Source organism: Marinomonas sargassi (assembly GCF_025716875.1).
Lineage (GTDB): Bacteria > Pseudomonadota > Gammaproteobacteria > Pseudomonadales > Marinomonadaceae > Marinomonas > Marinomonas sargassi.
This window is the reverse complement of the sequence record NZ_JAOVZB010000002.1, coordinates 326,695-350,005: the sequence shown is the minus strand read 5'-3', so window position 1 is coordinate 350,005 and position 23,311 is coordinate 326,695. Positions and strand designations below refer to the sequence as shown.

General features: G+C 41.9%; 19 protein-coding genes and 1 riboswitch. Of the genes, 6 read left to right on the top strand and 13 right to left on the bottom strand.

Annotated elements, in window-relative coordinates; genetic code table 11:
- Positions 1 to 14: 14 nt before the first annotated feature.
- Both OFY17_RS06085 and OFY17_RS06080 read right to left on the bottom strand, forming a co-directional pair.
- Positions 15 to 737, bottom strand: coding sequence for a 3'-5' exonuclease (locus OFY17_RS06085; protein WP_263529838.1), 723 nt, complete (start codon positions 735 to 737; stop codon positions 15 to 17).
- Positions 734 to 2,608: a DUF294 nucleotidyltransferase-like domain-containing protein gene (locus OFY17_RS06080; protein WP_263529837.1), complete on the bottom strand. Its 1,875-nt coding sequence runs from the start codon at positions 2,606 to 2,608 to the stop codon at positions 734 to 736. The genes OFY17_RS06085 and OFY17_RS06080 overlap by 4 nt, the downstream gene beginning before the upstream one ends.
- Positions 2,609 to 2,851: 243 nt before the next feature.
- Here OFY17_RS06080 and yegD point away from each other — a divergent pair, with 243 nt between their 5' ends.
- Both yegD and OFY17_RS06070 read left to right on the top strand, forming a co-directional pair.
- A complete protein-coding gene (gene yegD, locus OFY17_RS06075) occupies positions 2,852 to 4,216 on the top strand; it encodes a molecular chaperone (RefSeq protein ID WP_263529836.1) in 1,365 nt (454 codons plus the stop codon).
- 118 nt (positions 4,217 to 4,334) lie between these two features.
- Positions 4,335 to 4,546, top strand: a riboswitch (cobalamin riboswitch).
- Positions 4,547 to 4,631: 85 nt separating this feature from the next.
- Positions 4,632 to 5,303: an energy-coupling factor ABC transporter permease gene (locus OFY17_RS06070; protein WP_263529835.1), complete on the top strand. Its 672-nt coding sequence runs from the start codon at positions 4,632 to 4,634 to the stop codon at positions 5,301 to 5,303.
- Between the two features lie 89 nt (positions 5,304 to 5,392).
- On the opposite strand, the gene OFY17_RS06065 is transcribed toward OFY17_RS06070, so the two are convergent.
- Entirely contained in the window at positions 5,393 to 5,842 is a 450-nt protein-coding gene (locus tag OFY17_RS06065) for a DUF302 domain-containing protein (protein WP_263529834.1), read from the bottom strand.
- A gap of 179 nt (positions 5,843 to 6,021) precedes the next feature.
- Between OFY17_RS06065 and OFY17_RS06060 the strand changes: the two genes are divergently transcribed.
- Positions 6,022 to 6,450 (top strand): YqaA family protein, encoded by a 429-nt coding sequence (locus OFY17_RS06060; protein WP_263529833.1) that lies wholly within the window; start codon positions 6,022 to 6,024, stop codon positions 6,448 to 6,450.
- Between the two features lie 96 nt (positions 6,451 to 6,546).
- Positions 6,547 to 7,272, top strand: a complete 726-nt coding sequence (locus OFY17_RS06055) for an SPOR domain-containing protein (RefSeq protein ID WP_263529832.1) — start codon at positions 6,547 to 6,549, stop codon at positions 7,270 to 7,272.
- Between the two features lie 108 nt (positions 7,273 to 7,380).
- On the opposite strand, the gene OFY17_RS06050 is transcribed toward OFY17_RS06055, so the two are convergent.
- Both OFY17_RS06050 and dapA read right to left on the bottom strand, forming a co-directional pair.
- Positions 7,381 to 8,064, bottom strand: coding sequence for a P-loop NTPase family protein (locus tag OFY17_RS06050; protein WP_263529831.1), 684 nt, complete (start codon positions 8,062 to 8,064; stop codon positions 7,381 to 7,383).
- A 155-nt stretch (positions 8,065 to 8,219) separates the two neighbouring features.
- Positions 8,220 to 9,092, bottom strand: a complete 873-nt coding sequence (gene dapA, locus OFY17_RS06045; protein WP_263529830.1) for a 4-hydroxy-tetrahydrodipicolinate synthase — start codon at positions 9,090 to 9,092, stop codon at positions 8,220 to 8,222.
- A gap of 446 nt (positions 9,093 to 9,538) precedes the next feature.
- Between dapA and OFY17_RS06040 the strand changes: the two genes are divergently transcribed.
- A complete protein-coding gene (locus OFY17_RS06040; RefSeq protein ID WP_263529829.1) occupies positions 9,539 to 11,929 on the top strand; it encodes a polysaccharide lyase family 7 protein in 2,391 nt (796 codons plus the stop codon).
- Between the two features lie 140 nt (positions 11,930 to 12,069).
- Here the strand turns inward: OFY17_RS06040 and OFY17_RS06035 are convergent, their stop codons facing one another.
- From OFY17_RS06035 to leuS, 6 genes are all read right to left on the bottom strand, one after another.
- Positions 12,070 to 14,685, bottom strand: coding sequence for a cyclic nucleotide-binding domain-containing protein (locus tag OFY17_RS06035; protein WP_263529828.1), 2,616 nt, complete (start codon positions 14,683 to 14,685; stop codon positions 12,070 to 12,072).
- A 26-nt stretch (positions 14,686 to 14,711) separates the two neighbouring features.
- Positions 14,712 to 15,320 carry a flavin reductase family protein gene (locus tag OFY17_RS06030; protein WP_263529827.1) on the bottom strand — a complete coding sequence of 203 codons (609 nt, stop codon included), beginning with the start codon at positions 15,318 to 15,320 and terminating at the stop codon, positions 14,712 to 14,714.
- Positions 15,321 to 15,444: 124 nt separating this feature from the next.
- On the bottom strand, positions 15,445 to 16,101 hold the full coding sequence (locus OFY17_RS06025) for a 2OG-Fe(II) oxygenase family protein (RefSeq protein WP_263529826.1): 657 nt from the start codon (positions 16,099 to 16,101) through the stop codon (positions 15,445 to 15,447).
- A 36-nt stretch (positions 16,102 to 16,137) separates the two neighbouring features.
- Positions 16,138 to 17,169: a DNA polymerase III subunit delta gene (gene holA / locus OFY17_RS06020; protein ID WP_263529825.1), complete on the bottom strand. Its 1,032-nt coding sequence runs from the start codon at positions 17,167 to 17,169 to the stop codon at positions 16,138 to 16,140.
- A gap of 42 nt (positions 17,170 to 17,211) precedes the next feature.
- Positions 17,212 to 17,727 carry an LPS-assembly lipoprotein LptE gene (locus OFY17_RS06015; RefSeq protein WP_263529824.1) on the bottom strand — a complete coding sequence of 172 codons (516 nt, stop codon included), beginning with the start codon at positions 17,725 to 17,727 and terminating at the stop codon, positions 17,212 to 17,214.
- A gap of 61 nt (positions 17,728 to 17,788) precedes the next feature.
- On the bottom strand, positions 17,789 to 20,242 hold the full coding sequence (gene leuS / locus OFY17_RS06010; RefSeq protein WP_263529823.1) for a leucine--tRNA ligase: 2,454 nt from the start codon (positions 20,240 to 20,242) through the stop codon (positions 17,789 to 17,791).
- A 175-nt stretch (positions 20,243 to 20,417) separates the two neighbouring features.
- On the opposite strand from leuS, the gene OFY17_RS06005 reads away from it, so the two are divergent.
- The gene (locus tag OFY17_RS06005) at positions 20,418 to 20,840 is read left to right on the top strand and encodes a zinc ribbon-containing protein (RefSeq protein WP_263529822.1); all 423 of its coding nucleotides are present in this window, start codon (positions 20,418 to 20,420) and stop codon (positions 20,838 to 20,840) included.
- On the opposite strand, the gene lnt is transcribed toward OFY17_RS06005, so the two are convergent.
- Both lnt and OFY17_RS05995 read right to left on the bottom strand, forming a co-directional pair.
- Positions 20,837 to 22,441, bottom strand: a complete 1,605-nt coding sequence (gene lnt / locus OFY17_RS06000; protein ID WP_263529821.1) for an apolipoprotein N-acyltransferase — start codon at positions 22,439 to 22,441, stop codon at positions 20,837 to 20,839. The two genes, OFY17_RS06005 and lnt, sit on opposite strands and share 4 nt — an antisense overlap.
- 2 nt (positions 22,442 to 22,443) lie before the next feature.
- On the bottom strand, positions 22,444 to 23,310 hold the full coding sequence (locus OFY17_RS05995; RefSeq protein ID WP_263529820.1) for an HlyC/CorC family transporter: 867 nt from the start codon (positions 23,308 to 23,310) through the stop codon (positions 22,444 to 22,446).
- Between the last annotated feature and the right edge of the window lies 1 nt (position 23,311).

The window sequence follows — 23,311 nt, the reverse complement described above, 5'->3', positions numbered from 1 at the left end:
CTGTAGGATCACCTCTAGTTATCGTGGATCGCTTTATATACTCCCCTTAGGGATGCTGGGGATTTGCCATGAATGATTTTGGTTAAAACGAGAAAAAGCTCTCCTGTGGCAATGGAGTCTGATAAAGCATTGTGTGCATGGTAGGGTGGGAGGTTATGGCGCTCTCGAACCGATGCAAGTTGATAATCCCCAGAGCCTGAATCACTTTTGTTACGTAATAGCGATTTTTCTAGTAACAAGGTATCCAACCAAAGTAGAGGTAAAGGCTCTAAGTCATAGCGACGTTTCACATAAGCGTCGATAAAGTTTTTTTCCACGACAGTGCCATGGGCGATAAGCACTTTTCCCTGCATAGCGAGAAATAGCGCTTCCATCGCTTCATCAAATGGCTGTCCACTAGAGAGCATTTCGGGAACGATATGATTAATGACTGCCGCTTCTGCTTTAACGTACTTTTCCGCTTGGATATAGGTATGAACCGATGTACTGATATCTACCCGCATGTCTTTTATTTCCAGATATCCAATACTTAATATACGGTCTTCTTTTGGGTCGAGCCCCGTTGTTTCTAAATCGAAGACGAGAAACTCAAGGTCTTTTAACTTACTATCAGGTGTTGGGTAAGGTTGTTTTAGTAGCTTAGCAATAATACCGGGCAAGTTATCTTTGGCGAGTAAAGCCGCTCGTCTCTTTTCAAGCTGATTAATCTGGTGGAATCGATTAAGTAAATTTTTCAAAATGCACCAGCCTCACCGAACTTAATTTTTGCAGCATCTTGTAAGTTAGCAATAATTCGAAAAGCATCTTTTAAATGGGCTCTTTCAAAACTACCAAATAGGCTTGGGTCAATGTTGTTTATGGGCTTTTCGCCTTTTTTCATTGCCTCATATTGATGGGTGAACCTTAGCTGGCAGATAAGGCGGTAGGTTCCCGTTATGTTTTTAAAGGCATCTTCGCTTAGCACGCCTTTTTTATTGGCATAGCGAAAGCGTTCTTCCGTGTTCGTGGAGGTACAGCCAACAGAAATGCCGTAAATTCGAGCAAGGTCAACCACCAAGGTAATCGCATATCTTTTAATATTTAAGGTATTGCTGTTAGCCCCACCTTTTTCTAATACTAAGCTATTGAAAATGCCTAGTGGTGGGTGAACGGAAATCGCATCTTTCACCAATATGGATAGAAAGTTGCGGTTTTGTGCGATGAGTTTATGCAGATGCTGGTGGAGTTGCTCATTGTAATTGGCTTCGCCATAGATACTACGCGTCTCAAGAAATACGCTGGCATTTAGCAAGGTATCCTGATCTGGAGAAGTAATCCAATCACGGTAGTACTTCTTCCAAACACTCAATTTTTGCAGCCACTGAGGGTTGGAAGCCATAAAATTGCCAGTACAAAGAGTGAAACCGCATTCCGCTAAAGACTTGCATACATAGTCAGCTAATAGTTTGAAGTATTTCACGTCATCTTCGCTGGCTGAGTCTTCAATAATTAGAGCGTTATCTTGGTCAGATGCAATATGGATTTCATTACGGGCGTGTGAACCTGCAACAATCCATGAAAATTTACAGGGTGGAGTGCCAAATTTCTCAATGGCAAGCTGGATTAGCCGACGGTTAAATGCATCGTAAATCATCGCCATGACTTGGCCTATAATGTCTGAGCTCACTTTACCTTCAACCAAGGCTTCAAAAATGGCTTGCCTTTGTTGAGTTAGCTCTGCCAGTGCTTCGGCTGAGTTAGTGTGCTTAATAGTATCGATCAAGAAGAGGGATTGTACGCGGTTTTTTTGCACCATATCGTAAGGGGTGAGCAAGCCATGTACTGTATTGCCGCTCACCACAGGTAAGCTACGAACATTGTTTTGCATCATGATGGATGCGGCTTTAAGGACTAATTCGTTTGGTCCAATGGTGAGAGGTGACTTTGTCATTACATCGCTAATGGGCCTATCAGTACTAATGCCTTCTGCAACAACACGGCGGGTCATATCACGGTCTGTCATCAGGCCAACAATCCTGCCTTTCTTTTTGACAACGGCGGTATTGACCCTGAGCACATTACGCATCTCATGGGCGACTTCACGTATGCTCATTTCGGCATTCACAATAGCGGGTGAGCTGGTGGCGATTTCAGAAACCTTTTTAACAAAAATACCTTTGTCGTTATCTGACCAGACGACATTCAAGGCATTTTGAATACGTATCTGCGCTTGAGAGGCAAAGTGTTCAGCGTACTCTGGGTGTTCTTCTAAGAGCTTCTTTAGTGCTTCATGGGGGATTTGATACAAAAGAGTAGACTCTGCTGCAATGGCATCATAGCTTTCTTCGTTGTTTGCATGATCATCTAAAAAGGTGAAACCAAACAAATCTTGAGAGCCTAATTTTGCTCTCAGTACACCATTTTGCATGCGCTGTTCCATGGCTCCGGTGCGAATAATATGCAGATATCGTTTTGGGTCACCGGGTTGGAAGCCTATTTTTTCACCACGAACCAAATAGGCGATATTGACTGAGCTAGCAATATGTTTCTGCAAGTCAGGAGGGAGTTTATCGAATGGATCTATTTGTGAAATGAACTCAAGAATATTAGGTAATAAAGACTGAACCATAGATAAAAAGCACCGTATAAAAGGCTATTGTTCGTTAGATTTTAGTCAAAATAGTATACTTAATATGAAAAATAAATACCTATTTTAAAGACCTCTAATAAGGGAATAGGCAATATTTTTACGACACTTCTCAGCTTGGCTTCGATAACTGTTATGATATTTAATCTTCTTTTAGAACAATAAAATAGAACATAAAGGCGCCATTGAGCCTTTCATATTTACGAGTAAATACATAGGTAAAGCATGATTTGTGGTTTTGATTACGGGACATCCAATTGCGCCTTAGGCGTGCCTCAAGATACTAATGTTCAGTTGGTTCCATTAGAAGGGAAACATACATTTTTACCTTCCACTTTGTATGCCTTAGACCGAGATTTAATTACTGAGTTTGTTGCACGCCAACTAACCTCTACTGTGACACGCCAAGATTATGTTGCCTCTCGAAGGAATGCACTGACTAGAGCCCAGCGAGCAAGGCGTGAAGAAGATATTAGTGATAGCGACCAAACGCTGTTTTTTGGACGTGCGGCTTTTGAAGAGTATTTTGAATGGCCAGAAGAAGGCTATTTTGTAAAGTCACCTAAGTCTTTTCTAGGGGCAACAGGTTTACGGGGAGAGCACATTAACTTCTTTGAAGATGTGGTCGCCGCCATGATGATGAATATTAAGGCCAGATCAGAAAAAGCCCTAGGTACAGAAGTGACTCATACTGTGATTGGTCGTCCAGTGAACTTTCAAGGGTTAGATTCGGAAGCGAGTAATCGTCAAGCCATAGATATATTAACTTCAGCAGGTAAACGCGCAGGCTTTAAAGAGATTGAGTTTCTGTATGAACCGATTGCCGCTGGTTTGGACTTTGAAACCCAGCTTGAAAAAAATATGACAGTGCTGGTTGTGGATATCGGCGGTGGTACAACCGACTGCGCCATGGTGAGAATGGGGCCAAATTACCTTGGGAAAACCGATAGGCAAGATGACTTCTTAGGCCACACAGGGGAGCGAGTTGGCGGAAATGATTTGGATATTCGCATTGCGGGTAAACATCTAATGCCTTTGTTTGGTATGGACTCTTTGCTGAAAAATGGCCTACCTATGCCGACGCAATTATACTGGAATGCAGTCACCACCAATGATGTCTCTGCTATTAGTCTATTTAATAGCATGGAAACTAAGTATCAATTAGAGCAGCTTAGAGTGGATGCGGCGCAACCAAAACTGTTACAACGTTTTTTAAAACTACGGGAAGAAAAACAAAACTTTCACCTTGTTCGTAATGCAGAAGAAGCCAAGATCGCTTTGTCAGAAGCTCAACAGCACAGGCTGATATTAGACTATATCGAAGAGGGTCTAGAGCAAATGGTTGACCGAGAAGCTATGGCACAATCCATTGCCCCTCCCTTAGAGAAAATGCTACAGCTAATGAATGAGGCCATTACACAAGCAGGTGAGAAACCTGATGTCATTTACATAACGGGTGGTTCAGCTAAGTCTCCTGTTATTCGTCAGGCCATTCAAGACAATATAGGGAATGTTCCTGTGCAGGATGGTGATCACTTTGGTAGTGTGGCAGCAGGGCTAACAGTTTGGGCAAAACGACTCTTCCAATAGCTGATAACTAGGTTGGAAGGAGCTGCCTATGAATAATTCGTAGCTCATCTTGTATAGCTGCCATGATTACTGTGGTTTTTACGGGACTTGGTTGCTTAATTGCTCTGTAAAACGTAGGCTTCGAAATGCAAGTAAAGGTGTTGGTAAGTTTTACCAATGAAACGGGAAATAGGTGAGTGTTAAACAAATCCTATGCTGCCCCCGCAACGGTAAATGAGCATTAAACTAAGCCGAAATATCACTGTCTTTGATGGGAAGGTATTAGGTAATAATTGGTTTAAATTCTATTGCTTCATAAGCCCGGAGACCGGCCTTTATTATGGTGGCTTTCATTTAACTGTTTTTATTAAGTTATGGATAAGCTTTTCTTTGTCATCATACGGGTGAGTATGAAACATATTTTTGGAGGCACATAGTGCACATTGAACCTGGCGTCGTTGATGGCGCAAAAATTGTTCTAAGTTATGCTACCGCACTTACCGCGTTAGCTTTCACTGCGAAAGCGTCGTTTGATACGATAAAAAATGATGGTCTTATATCGCTGCTCAGCAGAAGTATATTAACGACTCTATTAGTCTTTATTTTCTTTCAAGTCTTACCTCATTACCCTGTCGGGGTTTCTGAAGTCCACTTTATTTTGGGCTCCACTTTGTTTTTGCTGTTTGGTTCTGCCGCTGCAGCCATTGGTTTAGGGTTAGGGCTTTTGGCACAGGGCGTTTTCTTTGCACCGATTGACTTGCCTCAATACGGTATGAATATCACCACCTTATTGTTGCCTTTGTTTGCAATGAGTCTGATTGCTCGTCGTACTATCTCAGCTAACACTGCTTATGTTGATATTACTTATCAGCAAGCATTAAAACTGTCTCTTACTTATCAAGGTGGCATTGTTGCTTGGGTGGCATTCTGGGCCTTTTATGGGCAAGGCTTTGGCGCGGAGAGTCTAGTTTCTGTATCTAGCTTTGGTGCTGCATACCTAACAGTTGTTTTACTTGAACCAGTTCTAGATCTTGCTGTGCTTGCAGGCGCAAAAAGCTTACATGGCTTGAAGCAATCATGGTTATTTGAGAAACGCTTGTTTAATTAATAGCTGCTATTTGATTAGTAGAATGAAAGATATAAAAATGCCCAAGCCTCAATGAGGTTTGGGCATTTTTGTTTTAGCAGGCAGACTCTTTATTTGGTGGTCGCTACTGATAAGGCTTTTAGAACATTGGATACCTTGCCAATTACTGCATCGCAGCCAACTATCTTGTGACGCGTTTTTAAATACTCAGGGTTGTTATATGAAAGCCATACTTTTTGTTCACTGTCTTGGCTGACTAATATTTTTTGTGGCAGGTCAATGGCAACATCTTGAGCACATTGCATGAGAGGTGTGCCGACTTTAGGGTTACCAAAAATGATAACCTGTGTTGGTCTCAACTTAAGTCCCGCTTTTTCTGCATTTTCTTGGTGGTTAATACGGGTGAAGATAGTCAGTTCTTTGCTACTGGCAATTGATACAAAACGATCTGCCGTTTCTTGTACTGAATAGGGACTTTCGTATTTTAATAAACTCTCCGTAGCATTTACGGATAAGGTAAAAAGGGATGCCCCAATGATAAGTGCGGTTGCTTTTAGCATAATTATGTCCTTATAAAATAGTAGTATGAAAAGGTTTGATCTTTTATCTGTGGCTTAGTTCCATTTACTTTTTTAGCTCCTTGATTCATGTGATTGCAGTGTAAAAAATGGATTGAGAATCATTGTTATAAAAAATCTAATGTCATTATTAATTAAACAAGTGTAATGGGAAAGTAGCATTGAGTTACGTATTTGTATTTTGGGTTGCGTTTGTCTCTGCCACTCTATTGCCCCTAGGGTCTGAGGGAGTCTTGGTGTATTACGCTCGTGAGGCGGGCATATCTATTTCCTTATTGTGGTTTTGCGCAACCATGGGAAACACCTTAGGGAGTTTGACTAACTGGTTACTAGGTAGATACTTGATTAGGTACGAAGATAGAAAGTGGTTTCCCATTAACTCTAGTTCACGAAAGTCGACAGAAGCTTTTTTTAGTAAATATGGAAAGTGGAGTCTTCTATTAGTTTGGCTACCGATTATTGGCGATGCACTTGCTGTGGTCGCAGGTGTATTAAAAACACCTTTCTGGTGGTTCTTTGTATTGGTTTTTTTAGGTAAAGCAAGCAGATACGCTTTGATTTTGTGGGGGCATTACGTATTCTTTAGTTAGTCATTGAATTAGATAGCGAACATAAAAGTTAATTAGTAACAAAAGTATGGTTATGATGGACTTATTGAAAACGGGATTTAGGAGTGAAGAATTAACATGATGAAAAATCTTATTTTGGCAGCGATGGGCTTGTCACTAGTAGCATGTTCTTCCACAGGTGAGCAAAACACTTTTATGGCGTATGGCGAATTGCAGAGAAAAGTTCGTTCTCATGATGAGCAATGGCAAAGCGTACAAGAAAAATTAGATAAAATTGATGCGTTAGAGGCTGAGATCGCCGAACTAAAAAAAGAGAAAGAAGAAGCGTGGAATAATGAACAGAGTGCAGTTGAAGTTGCGCCATCTATTTATGAGACAACGCCCCCATCTGTTTTAGACTCGGAAAGCATACAGACTCAGGACTCTGGTCTACTTGAGGCGAGAACCATAGCTGAAAGAGGGTTTGCGGAAAGTGAAACCGTAATGAATGAAGCTCCACAAGCATTGCCACAGAATCAGGTTACGAATGCAGAAGAAGCTTCTTCTGAAACCGGTGAAAGAACTGACCCTGAGCCTGAGTACGCAGTGCAGATAGGTGCTTATCGATATAAAGATGAAGTCGTGCGTGGTTGGCAAGCCTTCTTGAAAAAAGATCCAGATAGCTTTCAAACCTTGCAACCTTTAATAGATCAAAAAGAGGTAAGAGGCAGTACCATGTATTTGCTTAAAGCAGGTCCTTTTATCAACCGCTCTTACAGTAATGATTTTTGCACTGGCTTGAAAAGTAAAGGTACGGATTGTTTAGTCACAGAATATAAAGGCGAGAGTTTTACATTAAACTGATCTTATCTGTAGAGTTGAAACGGTAAATATAAAAAAGCCTGCTTAGTCATCTTAATTATCGGTGACTAAGCAGGCTTTTTTAGCAATATAGAACAGAAATATATGGCATTAGCCAAGTTGTGAAAACTGCTCGTACGTATTACGTAACCAAACTTTCATACGCTGACGCTCGGCAATATTCATGATGCTCTTGTCATTGGCGACAGCCCAGAAGCTGGTGTTATTAAAATCAATTTTTTGAGTCAATTTAGTCTGCAATTTAGGCAGTTCTAGAATGAGTGCACCACGTGAGCTTGCTAGCTGATAAACTTCGGATTGTTGGAAGCGGGAAAAATCGCTGCCGCGGCCATGGTTTTGTACTATTACGAAGTCAACAGACTCTTGGGTGTAACGTGTTAATAGCTGCTCTAATAGATTGACAGAGTCAGCACCATCATCCATTACATGCCATAGGCAGACTTGATAGCCCATTTCATCGAGTAGGCCAAATACGTCGGTCTCTTCAATCCACTTTCCAAGTGGGCCAGCGGCTTGGGCTGCTAGATCAATAATTAAATCTCTTTCAGGAAAAGCTTCGATTGCTGCAAGCATGCCATCTAGGCTTTCTTCTTCGCCAATAATCACTTGCGAAGCAAACTCTTCATAAAATCGTGAAAAGGTACTATTAGAAGAATCACAATCAAAGCCGATAAATGGCATGTTATTGTCGATGTGATATTGCGCTAATACTCGGGCCGTCATGGATTTCCCCACACCGCCTTTTTCGCCACCAATAAAATGAACTCTATTCACTCGGATACCCCCATCCTATAAATGTTAATTGTAGTCTCGGATTTTTTTACATAAATTGTGGTTTATCTATATGACACTTTATCAATCTTTATTGGTAAAAGGGTGAATTTCTACTGACTATTTCACCCTTTACCAAAAGCACTTTCTCGCTAAGCCTAAATAAGAGCTAATACTTCCATCGCATGGCGAATCTTTTGTTTAGTTATCTCTTGTAGAGTGGTTATTGGTAGACGACATTCTTCACTGCATAGTCCCAATAAGGATAAAGCATATTTAGCGCCAGCAGGGTTAGGCTCAATAAAAAGAGCGCTATGCAGTTGAAAAAGTTTATCTTGTAGCTCAGCTGCTTGTGAGAAATTGCCTTCTCGGCAAAGTCTGTGTAGCTCGACAATCTGCTTAGGTGCTATGTTGGATGAAACTGAAATACACCCTTGTCCCCCCCCTAAGTTATAGGCGACAGAGGTAAAGTCGTCCCCGCTTAAGTAATCAAAAGGCGTCTTTATTAAGGCTCGTTCTTGAATCGGTCGTGTTATATCTCCTGTGGCATCCTTTACGCCGATGATTCGAGGTAGCTCGGTAAGTTTTGCCATTGTATCTACTTCGACATTAACGATGGCACGAGGTGGGATGTTATAAATAATCATAGGGAGTTGGCTATGATCATGCACATACTTAAAGTGCTCATATAAGCCGGATTGGTTGGGGCGGTTGTAATAGCCTGCCACATGTAGGGTCGCATCTGCACCGGCTTGGTATGCATAATTAGCATAATTTACCGCTTCAACTGGGTTGTTAGAACCAGCGCCAGCCAAAATAGGCACAGCACCGTTTGCTTCCTCAACGGTAATTTCAATGACTCTTTTATGCTCTTGTTCAGTAAGCGTTGGTGATTCTCCGGTTGTGCCAACGGGAACCAAGCCATTAATGCCTTGATCCAGCTGCCAACGGACTATATTACGCAGGGCTGTTTCATCCAATTGGCCATCTTTAAAAGGAGTGACTAACGCTGTTATTGCACCGTAAAACATATCTTTGCCTCATTTAAGGCCGGCGGCATTTTACTGAACAATCAAAAGGAAGGGTCCCGTCAGCAAAATGCTGCCGGGGAGTTTTGATTCTTAAATCCGCACGTCAGCACCGCAAAGCTTTTTAGCCTTACGTTTATCGCCGCTGCGTTTATTATTTAAGAAAACAGGATTCATGAAGTTTCTCATGTACATATTAATAATGAATTTCTATGCTGACGAGATATGTAATAAAGGTCAATACCTTAGGCTTAATTATTTGATTTTCAGTGTGTGCTTTAAACGAGGGAAGGCCTATTAGACAAAAGGATTATTGACATTGGAGACTCAAAAATCATTTGTATTATTATATGTCTTCAATTATGGTATGGGTCTGTAGTGTTTCTCATTACACACAAAATTACGGTAAATAAAAATTACGCCACAAAAAAAATAAAAGGTGTTGAGATATGATTAACAAGTTCAAAGGAACCATACTGGTTGGTTTGTCCGTTCTTGCTGTAGGTTGTTCGGTTGGGCCTACTCCTCCTCCAATTAGCGCTTCCGCTAGTGATCATGATGGCAATGGCCCAGAAAGGCTTATCGATGGTGATATCAAAACCCGTTGGTCAGCTAATGGTGACGGTGCCTGGGCGGTTATTGATTACGGTAAAAAAATCAAAATTAATGCTGTTAAAATGGCTTTCCACAAAGGTGACGCACGAGCGACTTCTTTCGTACTAGAAGGCAGTAACGATGGTGAAACTTGGAAAACTATCCTGCCTAAAACACAAAGCTCAGGATTAAGCCTAGAACTAGAACGCTTTAACTTTTCTGATACAAAAACACGTTATATCAAGTACGTTGGTTATGGTAATACCTCTAACACTTGGAACAGTGTTACTGAGTTTGTTGCTGCTAACTGTGATGTTGACGCTTGTTCTGATGAAGAATTAAACCCAATGGCAGTCGCTTCCACTCCAGCGGAAGTTACAGCGAGTGACCACGATGGTAACGGCCCAGATAGACTTTTAGACCGTAACTTTAAGACACGTTGGTCTGCAAATGGTGACGGTGCTTGGGTTCAGTTTGATTACGGTAAAGAAATTGAACTTGATGCTGTGAAAATGGCTTTCCACAAAGGTAACGCACGAGCGACTTCCTTCATGCTTGAAGGTAGTAATGACGGCCAGACTTGGAATACTCTTCTACCTAAAACACAAAGCTCTGGTTTAACCCTAGGCTTAGAGCGTTTCGACTTCCCGAAAGCGAAAGCACGCTATGTTAAATACGTAGGTTACGGCAACACATCTAATACTTGGAATAGTGTTACTGAGTTTGTTGCAGCTAATTGTAGTGTTGACCCATGTTCTACAAACGAGCTAAACCCAAGAGATGTGGTTTCTGTTCCAGTATCTGTTACTGCCAGTGATCATGATGGTAACGGCCCTGATCGTTTAGTTGATCTTGATATTAAAACTCGTTGGTCAGCAAATGGTGAAGGTGCTTGGGCACAATTTGATTACGGTAAAACAATTGAATTAGACGCTGTAAAAATGTCTTTCCACAAGGGTAATGCACGCTCTACTTCTTTCATGCTTGAAGGTAGTGAAGACGGTAAAGAGTGGAAAACAATTTTACCGAAAACACAAAGCTCTGGTTATAGCTTGGATTTAGAGCGTTTTGCTCTAGAACCTACTAAAGTTCGTTACATCAAGTATGTTGGCTACGGTAATACATCCAATACATGGAACAGTGTTACTGAGTTCTTGGCGGCAAACTGTAATGTAGATGCTTGTCCTAAGAGTGAAACGATTCCTGAGTTGAAGAAAGCATTCGAAAAAGCCAAAGCAAAAGCGGCTAAGAAGAAAGCGGAAAGCAAGAAGCCAAAAGTTCGCCCAGGTGATTTTGGTACCCATGTGCCGCTAGTGTGTGATCCTAAAGTTTCTGATTGTACTTGTGTTAAAACAGATCCTAATTGTCAGTGGTGGGAAGCACCTCTACCAGTAGTAGATGTTCCTGCTCAAGTTCGCCCTGACTTTAAGCCAGGACAAAACTTTGACCTAGGTGGTTGGTACTTGTCTATCGCAACAGACCATGATGCGAACGGTAAGCCTGATGATGTGCCAGAGCAGTACCTTGCTCAAGGTTACGAAAACCCTGACTTCTTCTACACAGCGAAAGATGGTGGTCTAGTATTCAAGAGCTTCATCAAAGGTGTTCGTACTTCTAAGAACACTAAGTATGTTCGTACTGAATTACGTCAGATGCTGCGTCGTGGTGATCAAAGTATTGATCTGAAAGGTGTGACTAAGAACAACTGGGTATTCGGTTCAGCTCCTGAAGCAGACTTGAAAAAAGCTGGTGCAGTAGACGGTATTTTGGAAGCAACGCTTAAGATTGACCACACAACGACAACAGGTGAGCCTGAGCAAGTTGGTCGTTTCATCATAGGCCAGATCCACGCTAACGATGATGAACCAATTCGCCTTTACTTCCGCATGCTTCCTGGTCACAAGAAAGGTTCAATCTACTTTGCCCATGAAAACCGTAACGAAGGTTCTGATATCTACTACAACCTAGTAGGTAGCCGCTCAGGTGGTGCTCCAGATCCAGTAGATGGTATCGCTCTTGGCGATGTATTCAGCTACCGTATCGAAGTGAAAGGCAACGACATGACCGTTACCTTGTCACGCGATGGTTACCCTGATGCGATTCAAAAAGTTGATATGAGCAACAGTGGTTACGATGCTGGTGGTCAGTACATGTACTTTAAAGCAGGTGTATATAACCAAAACCATTCTGGTGATCCAGATGATTATGTTCAAGCAACTTTCTATAAGTTGAAGACAACTCACTAAACTGTAAATGAGTTTAAAAAGCCCGCTTACTAGCGGGCTTTTTTGTGCCTGAATTTCATGGTTTTTTGCAGTACCGATAGAGATAAAAAAAGCCACCCAAAGGTGGCTTTGATGTGTATTAATTGATGACCTTATTGGTTCTAAGATCCAAAGATAAACTCTTGGCTCTTCTTAAGTTCCTTCGTCCATAGGTCATAGGCTTTATTACTAACATGCAATCTATCTCCTTCGAATAGATTTTCTTTAATAGCACCTTTCGAGTCCAATAAAGTATCAAATAAGTTTACAAATTGAGTGTTAGGGCGGCTCTTAGCAAGGCGCTCTAGTTGTACGTTTGTTTTCTCAATTGTGCTGCGCATACTGGAGCGCGTAGGACTGCATTTGATGCTCAATAAAGTCACTGGAATACCAGGTAAGTGACGATCCACCTTTTGTAATAACTCAATATAAAGTTCTACCACTTTATTGCAGCTGCAGTGGTTGCCAATATCATTATCGCCTGCGTAAATAACTAAAGAGCGAGGTTTTTGCGGTAACACAATACGCTCAAAGTAATAGACGCACGCTTCTAACGTGGCAGCATCAAAGCCTAAATTAATGGCGCCTTTTCCGCTGAAATGTTTGTCAAAATCGTTCCAAAGGCGCATGGTGGTTGAGCCATAGAAAGCGACTGGCGAGGTTTTTTTGGCCTGTTCAGAGAGGCTGAACTCAAGCTTTCTTACGTCAGATTCAAACTCAATGTTAATTTGGTTCAAACTCATTACGTTAGAGCGATAGCCAGCTTTGCCACTAAAAATAGGGTACTTACGTATCTCTTTAGAAAGCTCGACAGCTTCTTCAACATAGCCACGATATTCTTCTTGGTAATCTTTTAAGAATTGTTTGAAAGCGACTTTATCATTGTAATTAACTCGTTCAGACAGTTTGAAAGCAGGCTTAATTACAATGGTATAGATATTATGATCAGCACGCTTATCAAAGTTAGCCACAATAATAGGCACGATCCAAGGCTCTTCATTTTCCATAGTGCCTGCAATATCAAACACATGGGGGAGGAAGGCTCCAGGAGATTGGTGTGTGCTAAAACTCTTTCCTTCAGGTGAGATTAGAATAGGGAAGTTCTGACGCAAAGTATCATGGGATTGTTCGATGAACTGATCATGATCAGGCGTATCTTGTGTCAAACTATCCCAGCTCTTGATAAAAATATTACCGAACTTGTTGTAAAAGTTATCTCGCCAAAATTCGCTGTCTTTGCTGCGACGTACAACCCTTTGACCAGAGATACCATATTCATTATCTATAACCATAGAGCTAATAAATTGCGCGTCTAGAGAGAAGCGGAAACCGTTTGGGAGTCGGTTGGTAGGTGAACCTAGAAGGTGATTGTAAATAAATAATGAGCCAGCTTTTTTAGGCAAATTTTCTAAGCCTTTAATGACATAAGGGACCTCTTCAAAAGCTTGTTTAAACAACTCTGTCCCTAAGCGTCTTGCATCTAAGGCCGGGGTTTCAGTTGGTAAGTTGTTAATAGTGTCATAGGTATTCTGTAAATGACGGTAGAAAGCGTTTTCCCTTTGTAGGTCTTTTAGAATATCCAAACACATTCCAGAAATAGTGCGTTCTAGCACAGTACCAAAATGTAGGCAGTGATAGAAAATGCCAAAGGCTTCATCTGTGGTGATGGCACTTTTTAAGAGCTCACTGACTTTATAGAGGGGGGAGCTTACAGGTAGTAGGGCGGCATTTTGTTGTATTACGTTACTAACCGCGAGCACTTCGTCGTTTGCAATTTGTGAAAGGTAACGCATTCTCGCAGCGAGTAAATGGGTGCCGACTAACCAAATTAGTCGATATAGATATTTTACCGATAGCTTTGGGCTTTCCTCGAAAATTTTTAATAAATCTTCCTGCTTAATAAACAGAATGCTGCTATCACGAGAAGAAATAATAGAAGTTCGATTCTTTAGTTCAGTATTTTGTGTTGCCCAAGCTAATACTGTACCTGCTCTTGAAATAGAACGAGTTGTAATGATGTCGCCAGAATCTGTTTGATAGCTGACAATAGCTTTACCTTTGATAAGTAAGTACAGGCCATCTTCAGGCTGATCCTGCTGAGATATAATATCGCCTTGATGGGCTAGTAAAATTGTCGCTTTCTTCGCAAGCGTATGAATTTCAGCTTGCGTGAAGGTTTCACAAAATGGAGCGAAATTAAGCAGAGCTACAGAATCTTTTAGTGGCTGAGATTGTGTTTCTGAACCGTCCAAAGGGCGTGTCTCTTCAAAAGCCAATGACTCATTTGAAAGGAAAGGGTGAGTCTGGTTTTGAATACTAGTTAATACTGTCAGAGACTCCTGATAAACAAACTGCAAGAAAGCTTCCGCAAAAGCTAAGTTTTGATCGAGAAGCTTTTGTAGCTCAACAATAGGCCAAGCAACAAGAGTAGATGATTTGGTGGCAGTAAAGGTGGTCGCATAGCGAGATGGGTGACGGAACGCGGACCAACCAATTGGAGCAAGGGGCTCATTCATTAAAGTGACATTATAAGACTTTACGGAATCTTGTAGTGGAACTGAAATCGCTATTTCACCTTCTAATAGAAAATAAAGGTTTTCGCCAATCTCGAATTGCTTTGCCAGTACTTCACCCGCTGTGAGTGTTCTGGTACTGGCCATTGAAGTTAATAAGTTTTCTAAGTCGGAATCGACATTTGCCATAAATGGGAAGGCTTGTATCTGTGTCGCTATGTCCATTGATTACTCCTTAAATCGGTGTTGGCTTAGTTAGGGCGCTTTAAAGTGAGCGTCTCGCCTAATAATGAATAATGATTTCCCCCAAGTCGTCCGAGGGGGTTAAGTTCTTTATGGTCGACAGTGACTCGACTTTCTTCTTCGTTAGCAATGTCATCACTGATATACAAATCTAATATTTCTAAATACAGACTATCAAAATTTGAGTTGCCCAGTTGGTGCCTATCAAACAAACGGCAGTGTAGGGCAACCTTTGCTTCTTTAACGCGAGGTAATGATTGAGTGAACTCAGCGAGAGCTAAATTCATGTGTGATACTTCTGATTCGCCTGAGCCTAAATTCATCGCGCTTTGGTTTACAGCTTCTACTAACTCCCCGCTAGGGATGTGCACAACACACTCTTCTTCACGGAGCAGGTTTTCTTTCGTGTCTTTTTTAGTGTCTTGATCTTTATTGCCAATAGATACGACAAGTAAAGCTGGGTCTGAGGAAAGTGGTGCGAAGTAAGAGAAGGGAGCAAGGTTAAATGTTGCGTTAGAGTTTTTGGTGAGAATCCAAGCAATAGGCCGAGGGGTAATGGTTTGCGTAATCAGATGATAGCGCTCAGTTCCACTCAGTTGATCAAATTGAAAACGCATTGCTACTCCCAAGTCATAATCTCCAATAAGTTAAATTACTACAAATTAGGTGACTTGGGGAATGTTTACCGTGAAAGTTAAAATTTTTTTTATCTTTCTGGTGTGGTTTTAGGGAATAAGTCGATTAATACATCTCGATAAGACTATTGAATGCGATGACGACTCGATCTTTATCTCCAAAATAAGGCAGTGCAGAATGTTTCAAGTAAGAGGGGAAAATGACTATTTGGCCTTCTTTGGGGGTAAAGTCCCATATCCCTTGGCCACCTAAATAAGCGGTACCTGGATCAGCATAATGTTCCGCATTAACACGTGGGTCGTAAAAACGGTTTAGCCCACCATTACCTAATTCTTGAGCATCACCTGGCTCTAAATAATAGATGCCGCACCAAGAGCAGTTAGGGTGTGAGTGTGCGTCGTGGTAGCCATTTTTTTGGGTGACGTGATACCAAGATTCAATAATATGCGCATCGACTTCAACGTTCTCTGGCCAAAAACCTTGGTTGACAGATGAAGCCACTTCTAGAATGAGCTCTTCTAAAATACGCTTAGTTTCCATCACATTGGCATCGGCGAGATCGAGAAAATCCAAGGTACTTTCATGTAAAGCATGTTTGGCTTTTGGTGCTATCTGGCTCTCTATTGCGGTGCTTTGCAGAGATTTTTGCTGGTACACAGCAGTTAGTAAGGCCTCTTTGAGAAAGTCATGGTAAGGCATTTGGGTGACAAACAGTGGTGTTGCCCAAACTTTAATTTCTTCAATAACGTTGGAATGGTTCATCTCAATAGCCTGACAATGGAAAGTGTAAGTTTTGAATTAAGCGGGAATATCAAGTTCTGTTGTTACGGGTTTATAACCACAGAACATCATAACAAGATTACGAAAGCCGATATTAACATCCGGCCCTTCTAAGCCTTTGATGGTTTTATCCATAAGGGCTAGATAGTTTTGTATGTAAGGTAGAGTGTTGGCGTTGTGCCTAGACATAGCGCTTTCATAAAAGGGGATGCGACTATCCCATATTCTCTCTGCTTGGCAGGCCTGTCGTAAGCTGGATGTGGCTTGTGCTTTGGATAACTTGGCGAGAGTTTGCGTTTCTCTGTTGAAGAGCCAAAGTAAAATGTTCGCTTCTACCCCTTCACTGATTAGTTGGTTTAGGCAGTGCATCGCCTCTTTGGTTTTACCAAGTAGTAGTCGGTCGCTGAGGTCATAAATAGAATAACGACTACTATCTGAGACGGCATCGATGACATTTTCTGCTTCAATGTGCGCTCCATTACCATGGGCTAGTAGGAGCTTTTCGAGCTCTTGAGACAGGGCGAGAAGGTTACCCTCACCTCGTTCACAAATAATGCTGGCTGCCTCACGGCTCAGTGTTAAGCCAATAGATTGTGCTCTTTGTTGTACCCAGTTAGGTAAACGTTTTGCTTCAATAGGCCAAACTTGAACAAAAACACCTTGAGATTCGAGTTGTTTAAACCACTTGGTTTTTTGAGTGCGTGCATCGACCTTGGGTAACGTCAATAAAATGATATTGTCGTCAGTCAGAGATGACCCAAGTTGTGCAAGGGCTTTACTGTGCTTTTCGCCCATTTTATCAATCTGAATGTCGAATAATCGACGAGAAGAAAATAAGGATAGGCTTTGGCTCTCATTGATAATGTCTTGCCAGTCAAACTGGGCATCTGCGACAAAGCGGAGGCGCTCATCAATGCGATGAAGCTGTGCAGATTTACGAATGGTATCTGCCGCTTCTTGGCACAGTAATACCTCATCACCAGAGATAATATAGATAGGAGCAAGGTCTTTTTTAACCTGTTGTTCTAACTGCTCAGCCCTTACTTTCATCTATGCCTTCCTAACATGTCTAATGTTAACGTGATAAAAAGGTTAAGGTGATACATAGCTTAAATCCATGACAATCTGGTTAGCTAAGTCCTTATGCATCAACTGAGTTTGCTCTGTGTTATAAGACAGCTTGGTACTTTCTGCTGCATCTTGATTGGTTAAAGTGCGAGCTGTAGTGGTTTTTCTTGGACCATGCAGAGCTTTACCGTCATTTTTCAAAATGAAGTAGTGAGTACTTAAGCGACGTTGTAGTTGGGAAACTTCGTTGGAGCTATTGCGGGCAAGCTCGGTATCTTCAGAGGTGATTTTATTCACTTTAAGGGTTAACAAAGTACTATGCTCTGTGTGCTCCTCAACAATACTTACGCCAGCTTTAATCAGCTCAACGCGTAACGCTCGATCAAACTCATCTGAACCACTTTCAGAAGTAAGGTTCATGACTTTTAGCTCATTAGGAATATTAACCTGCCCTCTTAACTGAAAGCCGCAAGCGCTTATGCTGATAGCCAGTGTAATCAGTACTAATAAACGAAAGGTGGTTGTCAGTTGAGTAAACATAATTTTCCTTATTTACCAGAATGAAAAAGGGAGCAGCGATAGCTACTCCCTTTAATAGGCTTTAGTTGGCGACAATGTTTACCAAACGGCCTGGAACAACGATCACTTTACGAACGGTTTTGCCTTCTATGTATTTAGTGACATTTGGGTGAGCCAAGGCTTCTGCTTCGATGGTTTTATTGTCGGCACTTGCTGATACGGTTAATTCAGCGCGTTTTTTGCCAAGAACCTGAACAACAATCGTCAGTTCGTCTTTAACCAGAGCAGCTTCATCTAATATCGGCCAAGGTGTATTCACGACATTATCAGTATGCCCCAGATCTCCCCATAATTGGTGAGCAATATGAGGAACAATAGGAGATAGCAATAATATCGCGGCTTCTAATGCTTCTTTTTCGACAGCAAGACCTTGCTCTGATTGATCTTCGAATTTACTGATCTCGTTGCAAAGTTCCATCACTGCAGCAATGGCTGTGTTGAAAGTTTGACGACGTTCAATATCGTCTGTGACCTTCTGGATCGTTTCATGAGTCTTACGGCGAAGTGCTTTTTGTGCGCCATTAAGAGCATTGACATCTAACTCACCCACTTTGCCTTCTGCTGTACTGTGACGGTATGACAAAGACCAGATACGGCGTAAGAAACGTGACGCTCCATCAACACCAGCATCGTTCCACTCAAGGGATTGCTCCGGTGGGGCAGTAAACATGATGAATAGGCGAACCGTATCGGCGCCGTATTTCTCGATCATTTCTTGAGGGTCAACCGTGTTGCCCTTAGACTTCGACATCTTAGTGCCGTCTTTGTTGACCATGCCTTGAGTTAATAGACGCTTAAATGGCTCGTCAGAGTTAACCAAACCGGCATCACGTAACAACTTATGGAAGAAGCGAGAGTATAGAAGGTGCAAGATAGCGTGCTCTACACCGCCAATGTATTGGTCTACAGGAAGCCAGTAGTTCGCTTCTTCTGTAAGCATGGCATCCGTTGCTTCTGGGCAGCAGTAACGAGCAAAGTACCATGATGATTCCATGAAGGTATCAAAGGTATCTGTTTCGCGTTCAGCTTCTTCTCCATTGAAAAGAATGCTTGAGAAATCTGGGTTGTTCTTGATTGGAGAGTTTACGCCATCCATCACCACATCAGTAGGCAGTTCAACAGGTAACTGATCTGCAGGTACTGGAACAACCGAACCATCTTTTAAGTTAATGGTTGGGATTGGTGTTCCCCAATAGCGTTGGCGGCTAACGCCCCAGTCACGTAGGCGGTAGTTTACTTTTACTTCTCCAAGTTTATGATCCACAAACCATGCTGAAATAGCGGCGAAAGCATCTTTGAAGTTCAGGCCATCAAACTCACCAGAGTTGCAAAGAACTCCTTTGTCTGTGAACGCTTCTTTCTCAAGGTCTACAGCTACCTCTTGGCTTGCTGGTTTGATCACTTGCTTGATTGGTAAACTGTACTTTTGAGCGAACTCAAAATCACGCTGGTCATGGGCTGGAACAGACATTACAGCGCCAGAGCCGTATTCCATCAATACGAAGTTAGCAGCGTAAACAGGAACAATATCACCTGTAATTGGGTGAACTGCTTTAAAACCAGTATCAATACCTTTTTTCTCAACCGTGGCCATATCGGCTTCAGTTGTTGAGATTAGTTTGCTTTCTGCAATGAAAGCTTCTAGCTCACTATTATTTTTAGCGGCTTCAAGAGAAAGAGGGTGTTGAGTGGCTACGGCGACATAAGTAACACCCATGATAGTATCAGGACGTGTCGTGTAGACTGACAAACGCTCTTCTTTACCCTGTACTTCGAAACTGAATTCTAGGCCTTCTGAACGACCAATCCAGTTACGTTGCATGGTTTTAACTTTCTCTGGCCAATCATCCAACTGATCAAGATCATTAAGTAGCTCTTCTGCATAATCAGTAATACGGATAAACCACTGGGAAATTTCTTTACGCTCGATTAAAGCGTTAGAACGCCATCCTCTGCCTTCGATAACTTGTTCGTTAGCAAGTACAGTTTGATCTACAGGGTCCCAGTTCACGACAGCGTTCTTTTTGTACGCTAGGCCTTTCTCAATTAATTGAGTGAAAAACCATTGTTCCCATTTGTAATATTCTGGTGTGCAAGTTGCGATCTCACGATCCCAATCGTAGCCAAAGCCTAGTTCTTTCAATTGGCCTTTCATGTAGGCAACGTTTTCTGTTGTCCATTTAGCTGGTGCTGTTTTGTGTTTTATTGCGGCGTTTTCAGCAGGTAGACCAAAAGCATCCCAACCCATAGGCTGTAGAACGTTTTTACCTTGCATGCGCTGGTAGCGAGAAATAACGTCACCAATTGTGTAGTTACGAACATGTCCCATGTGCAGTCTGCCACTTGGGTAAGGGAACATAGAAAGGCAGTAGAACTTTTCTTTGCTTGAGTCAGCAACGGCTTTGAAAACTTTGTTTTCGTCCCAAAAAGATTGAGCAGATTGTTCAATTTGCTGCGGATTATATTGTTCTTGCATGATATGTACTTGTCCCGTGTTCGATGTAAAGTATTTGACTCATATTGTCATTTTTTAATAGGCGGCATTATAGCGATTTTGCGCAAGATAATGGAGCATTAACTAACAGAGTCTGAAAAGTTAGGTTATTTTATAGAGGTAGGTTGTTAATTAGAAGATGCACGGAGGGTGAGTTATGAAATCTGTCAAAAAAGATCCGTCTAACCATGACGATAACGCAAATTTGGTAGAAGAAGCCCGTAGTATATTGGTAGGAGCCAAAGATTGGTTGCTCGAAGATGCCGCACTGATGACCGCATACTGGCATGACAAAATGGGTTACATGGAAGCGTGGGTTGATGCGAATTGGCATTTATTGCTAGATGAAGGGCATGACCTCATTGATAAACTGGATGAAAAAGAAGATGCCGCATTCTTATGGCTGGTTAATCACGCCAATAATAATCCTGTTCCTTTAGAGCAGTGTCATATTGCTGGTTCCATCGTGGCGCCAGGTACATATCGATGTATGGCTTGCAATTTCGATACTGAGATCAAAGTCGCAAAAGTATTAGCGCCTTGCTCTATATGTCACTATGGCCTGATGTCGAGCCATTAAATATCTTTTTTAGAGCGTCTATTCCATCTTAAAGACGCAACTAGGCATAGAAAAATTAGGCTAATCGTGGGCAGATAGCCCCATTGTACATATGGGGTGATACCTGCAAAAGTTTTCACATTTGCGGTGAGTGTTGTTCGCTGGAACTGAGGTGCTTGATCCGTGATTTCTCCACGTTCATTTATAATAGCGGTTAGTCCAGTATTGGTTGAACGAATCACGTAGCGCCCAGCTTCTTTCGCTCTAAACTGCGCGATTTGTAAGTGCTGCCAAGGCCCTATGGAACTACCGAACCAAGCGTCATTACTAATGGTAATTAGAACATCACTGTCTCGAACCATGCTTCTAACTTGTTCTGCATACACAATTTCATAGCAAATAAAGGGCGCGATTCCCCATTCACCTACTTGTAAAACCGGCTGGTTTTTCTCCCCTGATTTGAAGGCGGATATAGGCATTTGGAAAAGGTCTAAAATTGGGCCTAACAGATCACTTAATGGAATGTACTCGCCAAAAGGAACAAGCCTCTGCTTATAGTAAAGACCAAAGCCATTACCTGTTGCTAATATGGCATTGTAATACTGGGTTTTATCTTCGCTTAGATCTGGAATGCCAGTAATGAGAGTTGTGTCGCTCTCAGAGAGCTCTTTACTAAAGGGAGCTAAATAGGGTTTTATTTGTGGGTAAAGGTAAGTGATCGCTGTTTCTGGCCAGACAACCAAATCACTGTTTAAATGATTCATGGTGGCTTGTTGGTAATAGGATAGAGACTCCCTTGCCATATCCGCGAGCCATTTCTCATCTTGTTTCACGTTTCCTTGTACCAGCGTTGTTTTTAAACTGCCTGTTTGTTCGACCCATGATATTGGAAGGTATGAAAGCACCGCGGAAAGACACCAAATAGGAAGTATCACAAAAGTGAAAGCTTTGTTTTCAGTGATTCCCTGTCTAAGGTGGCGAGTGCTAAGGTTATGAATGCTGAGGAATAACTCCGCTACACTACAAGCGGTAAGCACGACTATGGCACTGTTTAGCCAAATGCCACCAATAGGTAATAACTCGAATAGCCATGTATTTTCTGTCGCGTAGCCTGGCAGTAACCAAGGAAACCCTGTAAATAAAGTGCTCCTTGCGAATTCTGCTAGTAGCAGGAAAAGGCTGATGATTAGGCCTCGAGGTAAGAGGGGAAGCTTTTTACTGCTTAGCCATGCAAGCCAAGCAGAGCAGCCCCAAAACAGGCTGAGCAAGGCAACAAAAGCGAATGTTATGGCGCAAGCTATAAAGCTACTGACTTGTCCATATTCCGCAATGCTAACGTATACCCATGATACCCCAGCACCAAAAAAGCCAAGAGCGACAGATAGCCCTCTCCAAAAAGCCGCTTTTGCTGACGGGCTAGTCATTATGAATAGGCTAAATATGAAAAGACTAAAAAAGTAGTTAGGACCGAAATTAAAAGGCGAGAAACTGGTAACGCCAATTGCCCCAGATGCTAAACCTAGGCAGTAAATAAGAGGAGAGGGTAGTTTCTGAATTAAAAGTAGCAAGCTAGACTCCTGCCCCAGAGCATTAAGAGTGGCATTGGGGGAGGAGTGCGACATAGTTAGTCCTGTGTGCTTGTCTCTACATAAGCAACTTGAATGCTTTTGATTCGGCGGCTATCAGAAGTAAGAATGCGGAATAGGAAATTGTTAAAAACAAGCTCCTCACCACGTAAGGGTACATGACCAAACTGATGCGCTAAAATACCACCGATGGTATCAAATTCCTCTTCATCAAATTCTACTTTAAAGAAGTCGTTAAAATCTTCAATAGAGCATAGTGCTGAAACAGTATAAGTACCTTCAACATTTGAAGGTTGAATGTGGGCGTTTTCATGTTTGTCGGTTTCATCTTCAATCTCACCAACAATTTGTTCTAAGACATCTTCAATAGTCACTAGGCCAGAAACACTGCCGTATTCGTCTAAAACAATCGCCATGTGATGGCGCATGGTTCTGAATTCATTCAGTAGCACATTCAGTCGTTTACTTTCAGGTATAAAATTAGCTGGGCGTAAACGGGAGAGTATGTCCTCATTCGTGATGTCTTCTTCTTTGAAAAGTAGAGGTAGTAAATCTTTGGCGAGTAAAACGCCTAGGATTTTATCAGAGTCTTCGCCAACGACTGGGAAGCGCGAATGAGAGGAGTCAATAATTTTTCGAAGTGAGGTTTTTGGATCATCTTCAGAACGAATAACAACCATTTGTGATGGTGGAATAGTGATGTCACGTGCTTGTACTTCTGATACTTCAAGGGCGCCTTCAACAATAGTAAAAGCATCTTGGTCAATAATATCGGATTTTACAGCGGCATCGAGTAGGTTAATTATATCCCCTCGACTTTGTGGTTCATCATTAAAGGCTTGTGTTAATCGCTCAAACCAAGATTTCTGTTGATCGTTGGAGGAACTCGATCGGTCTTCACTCATT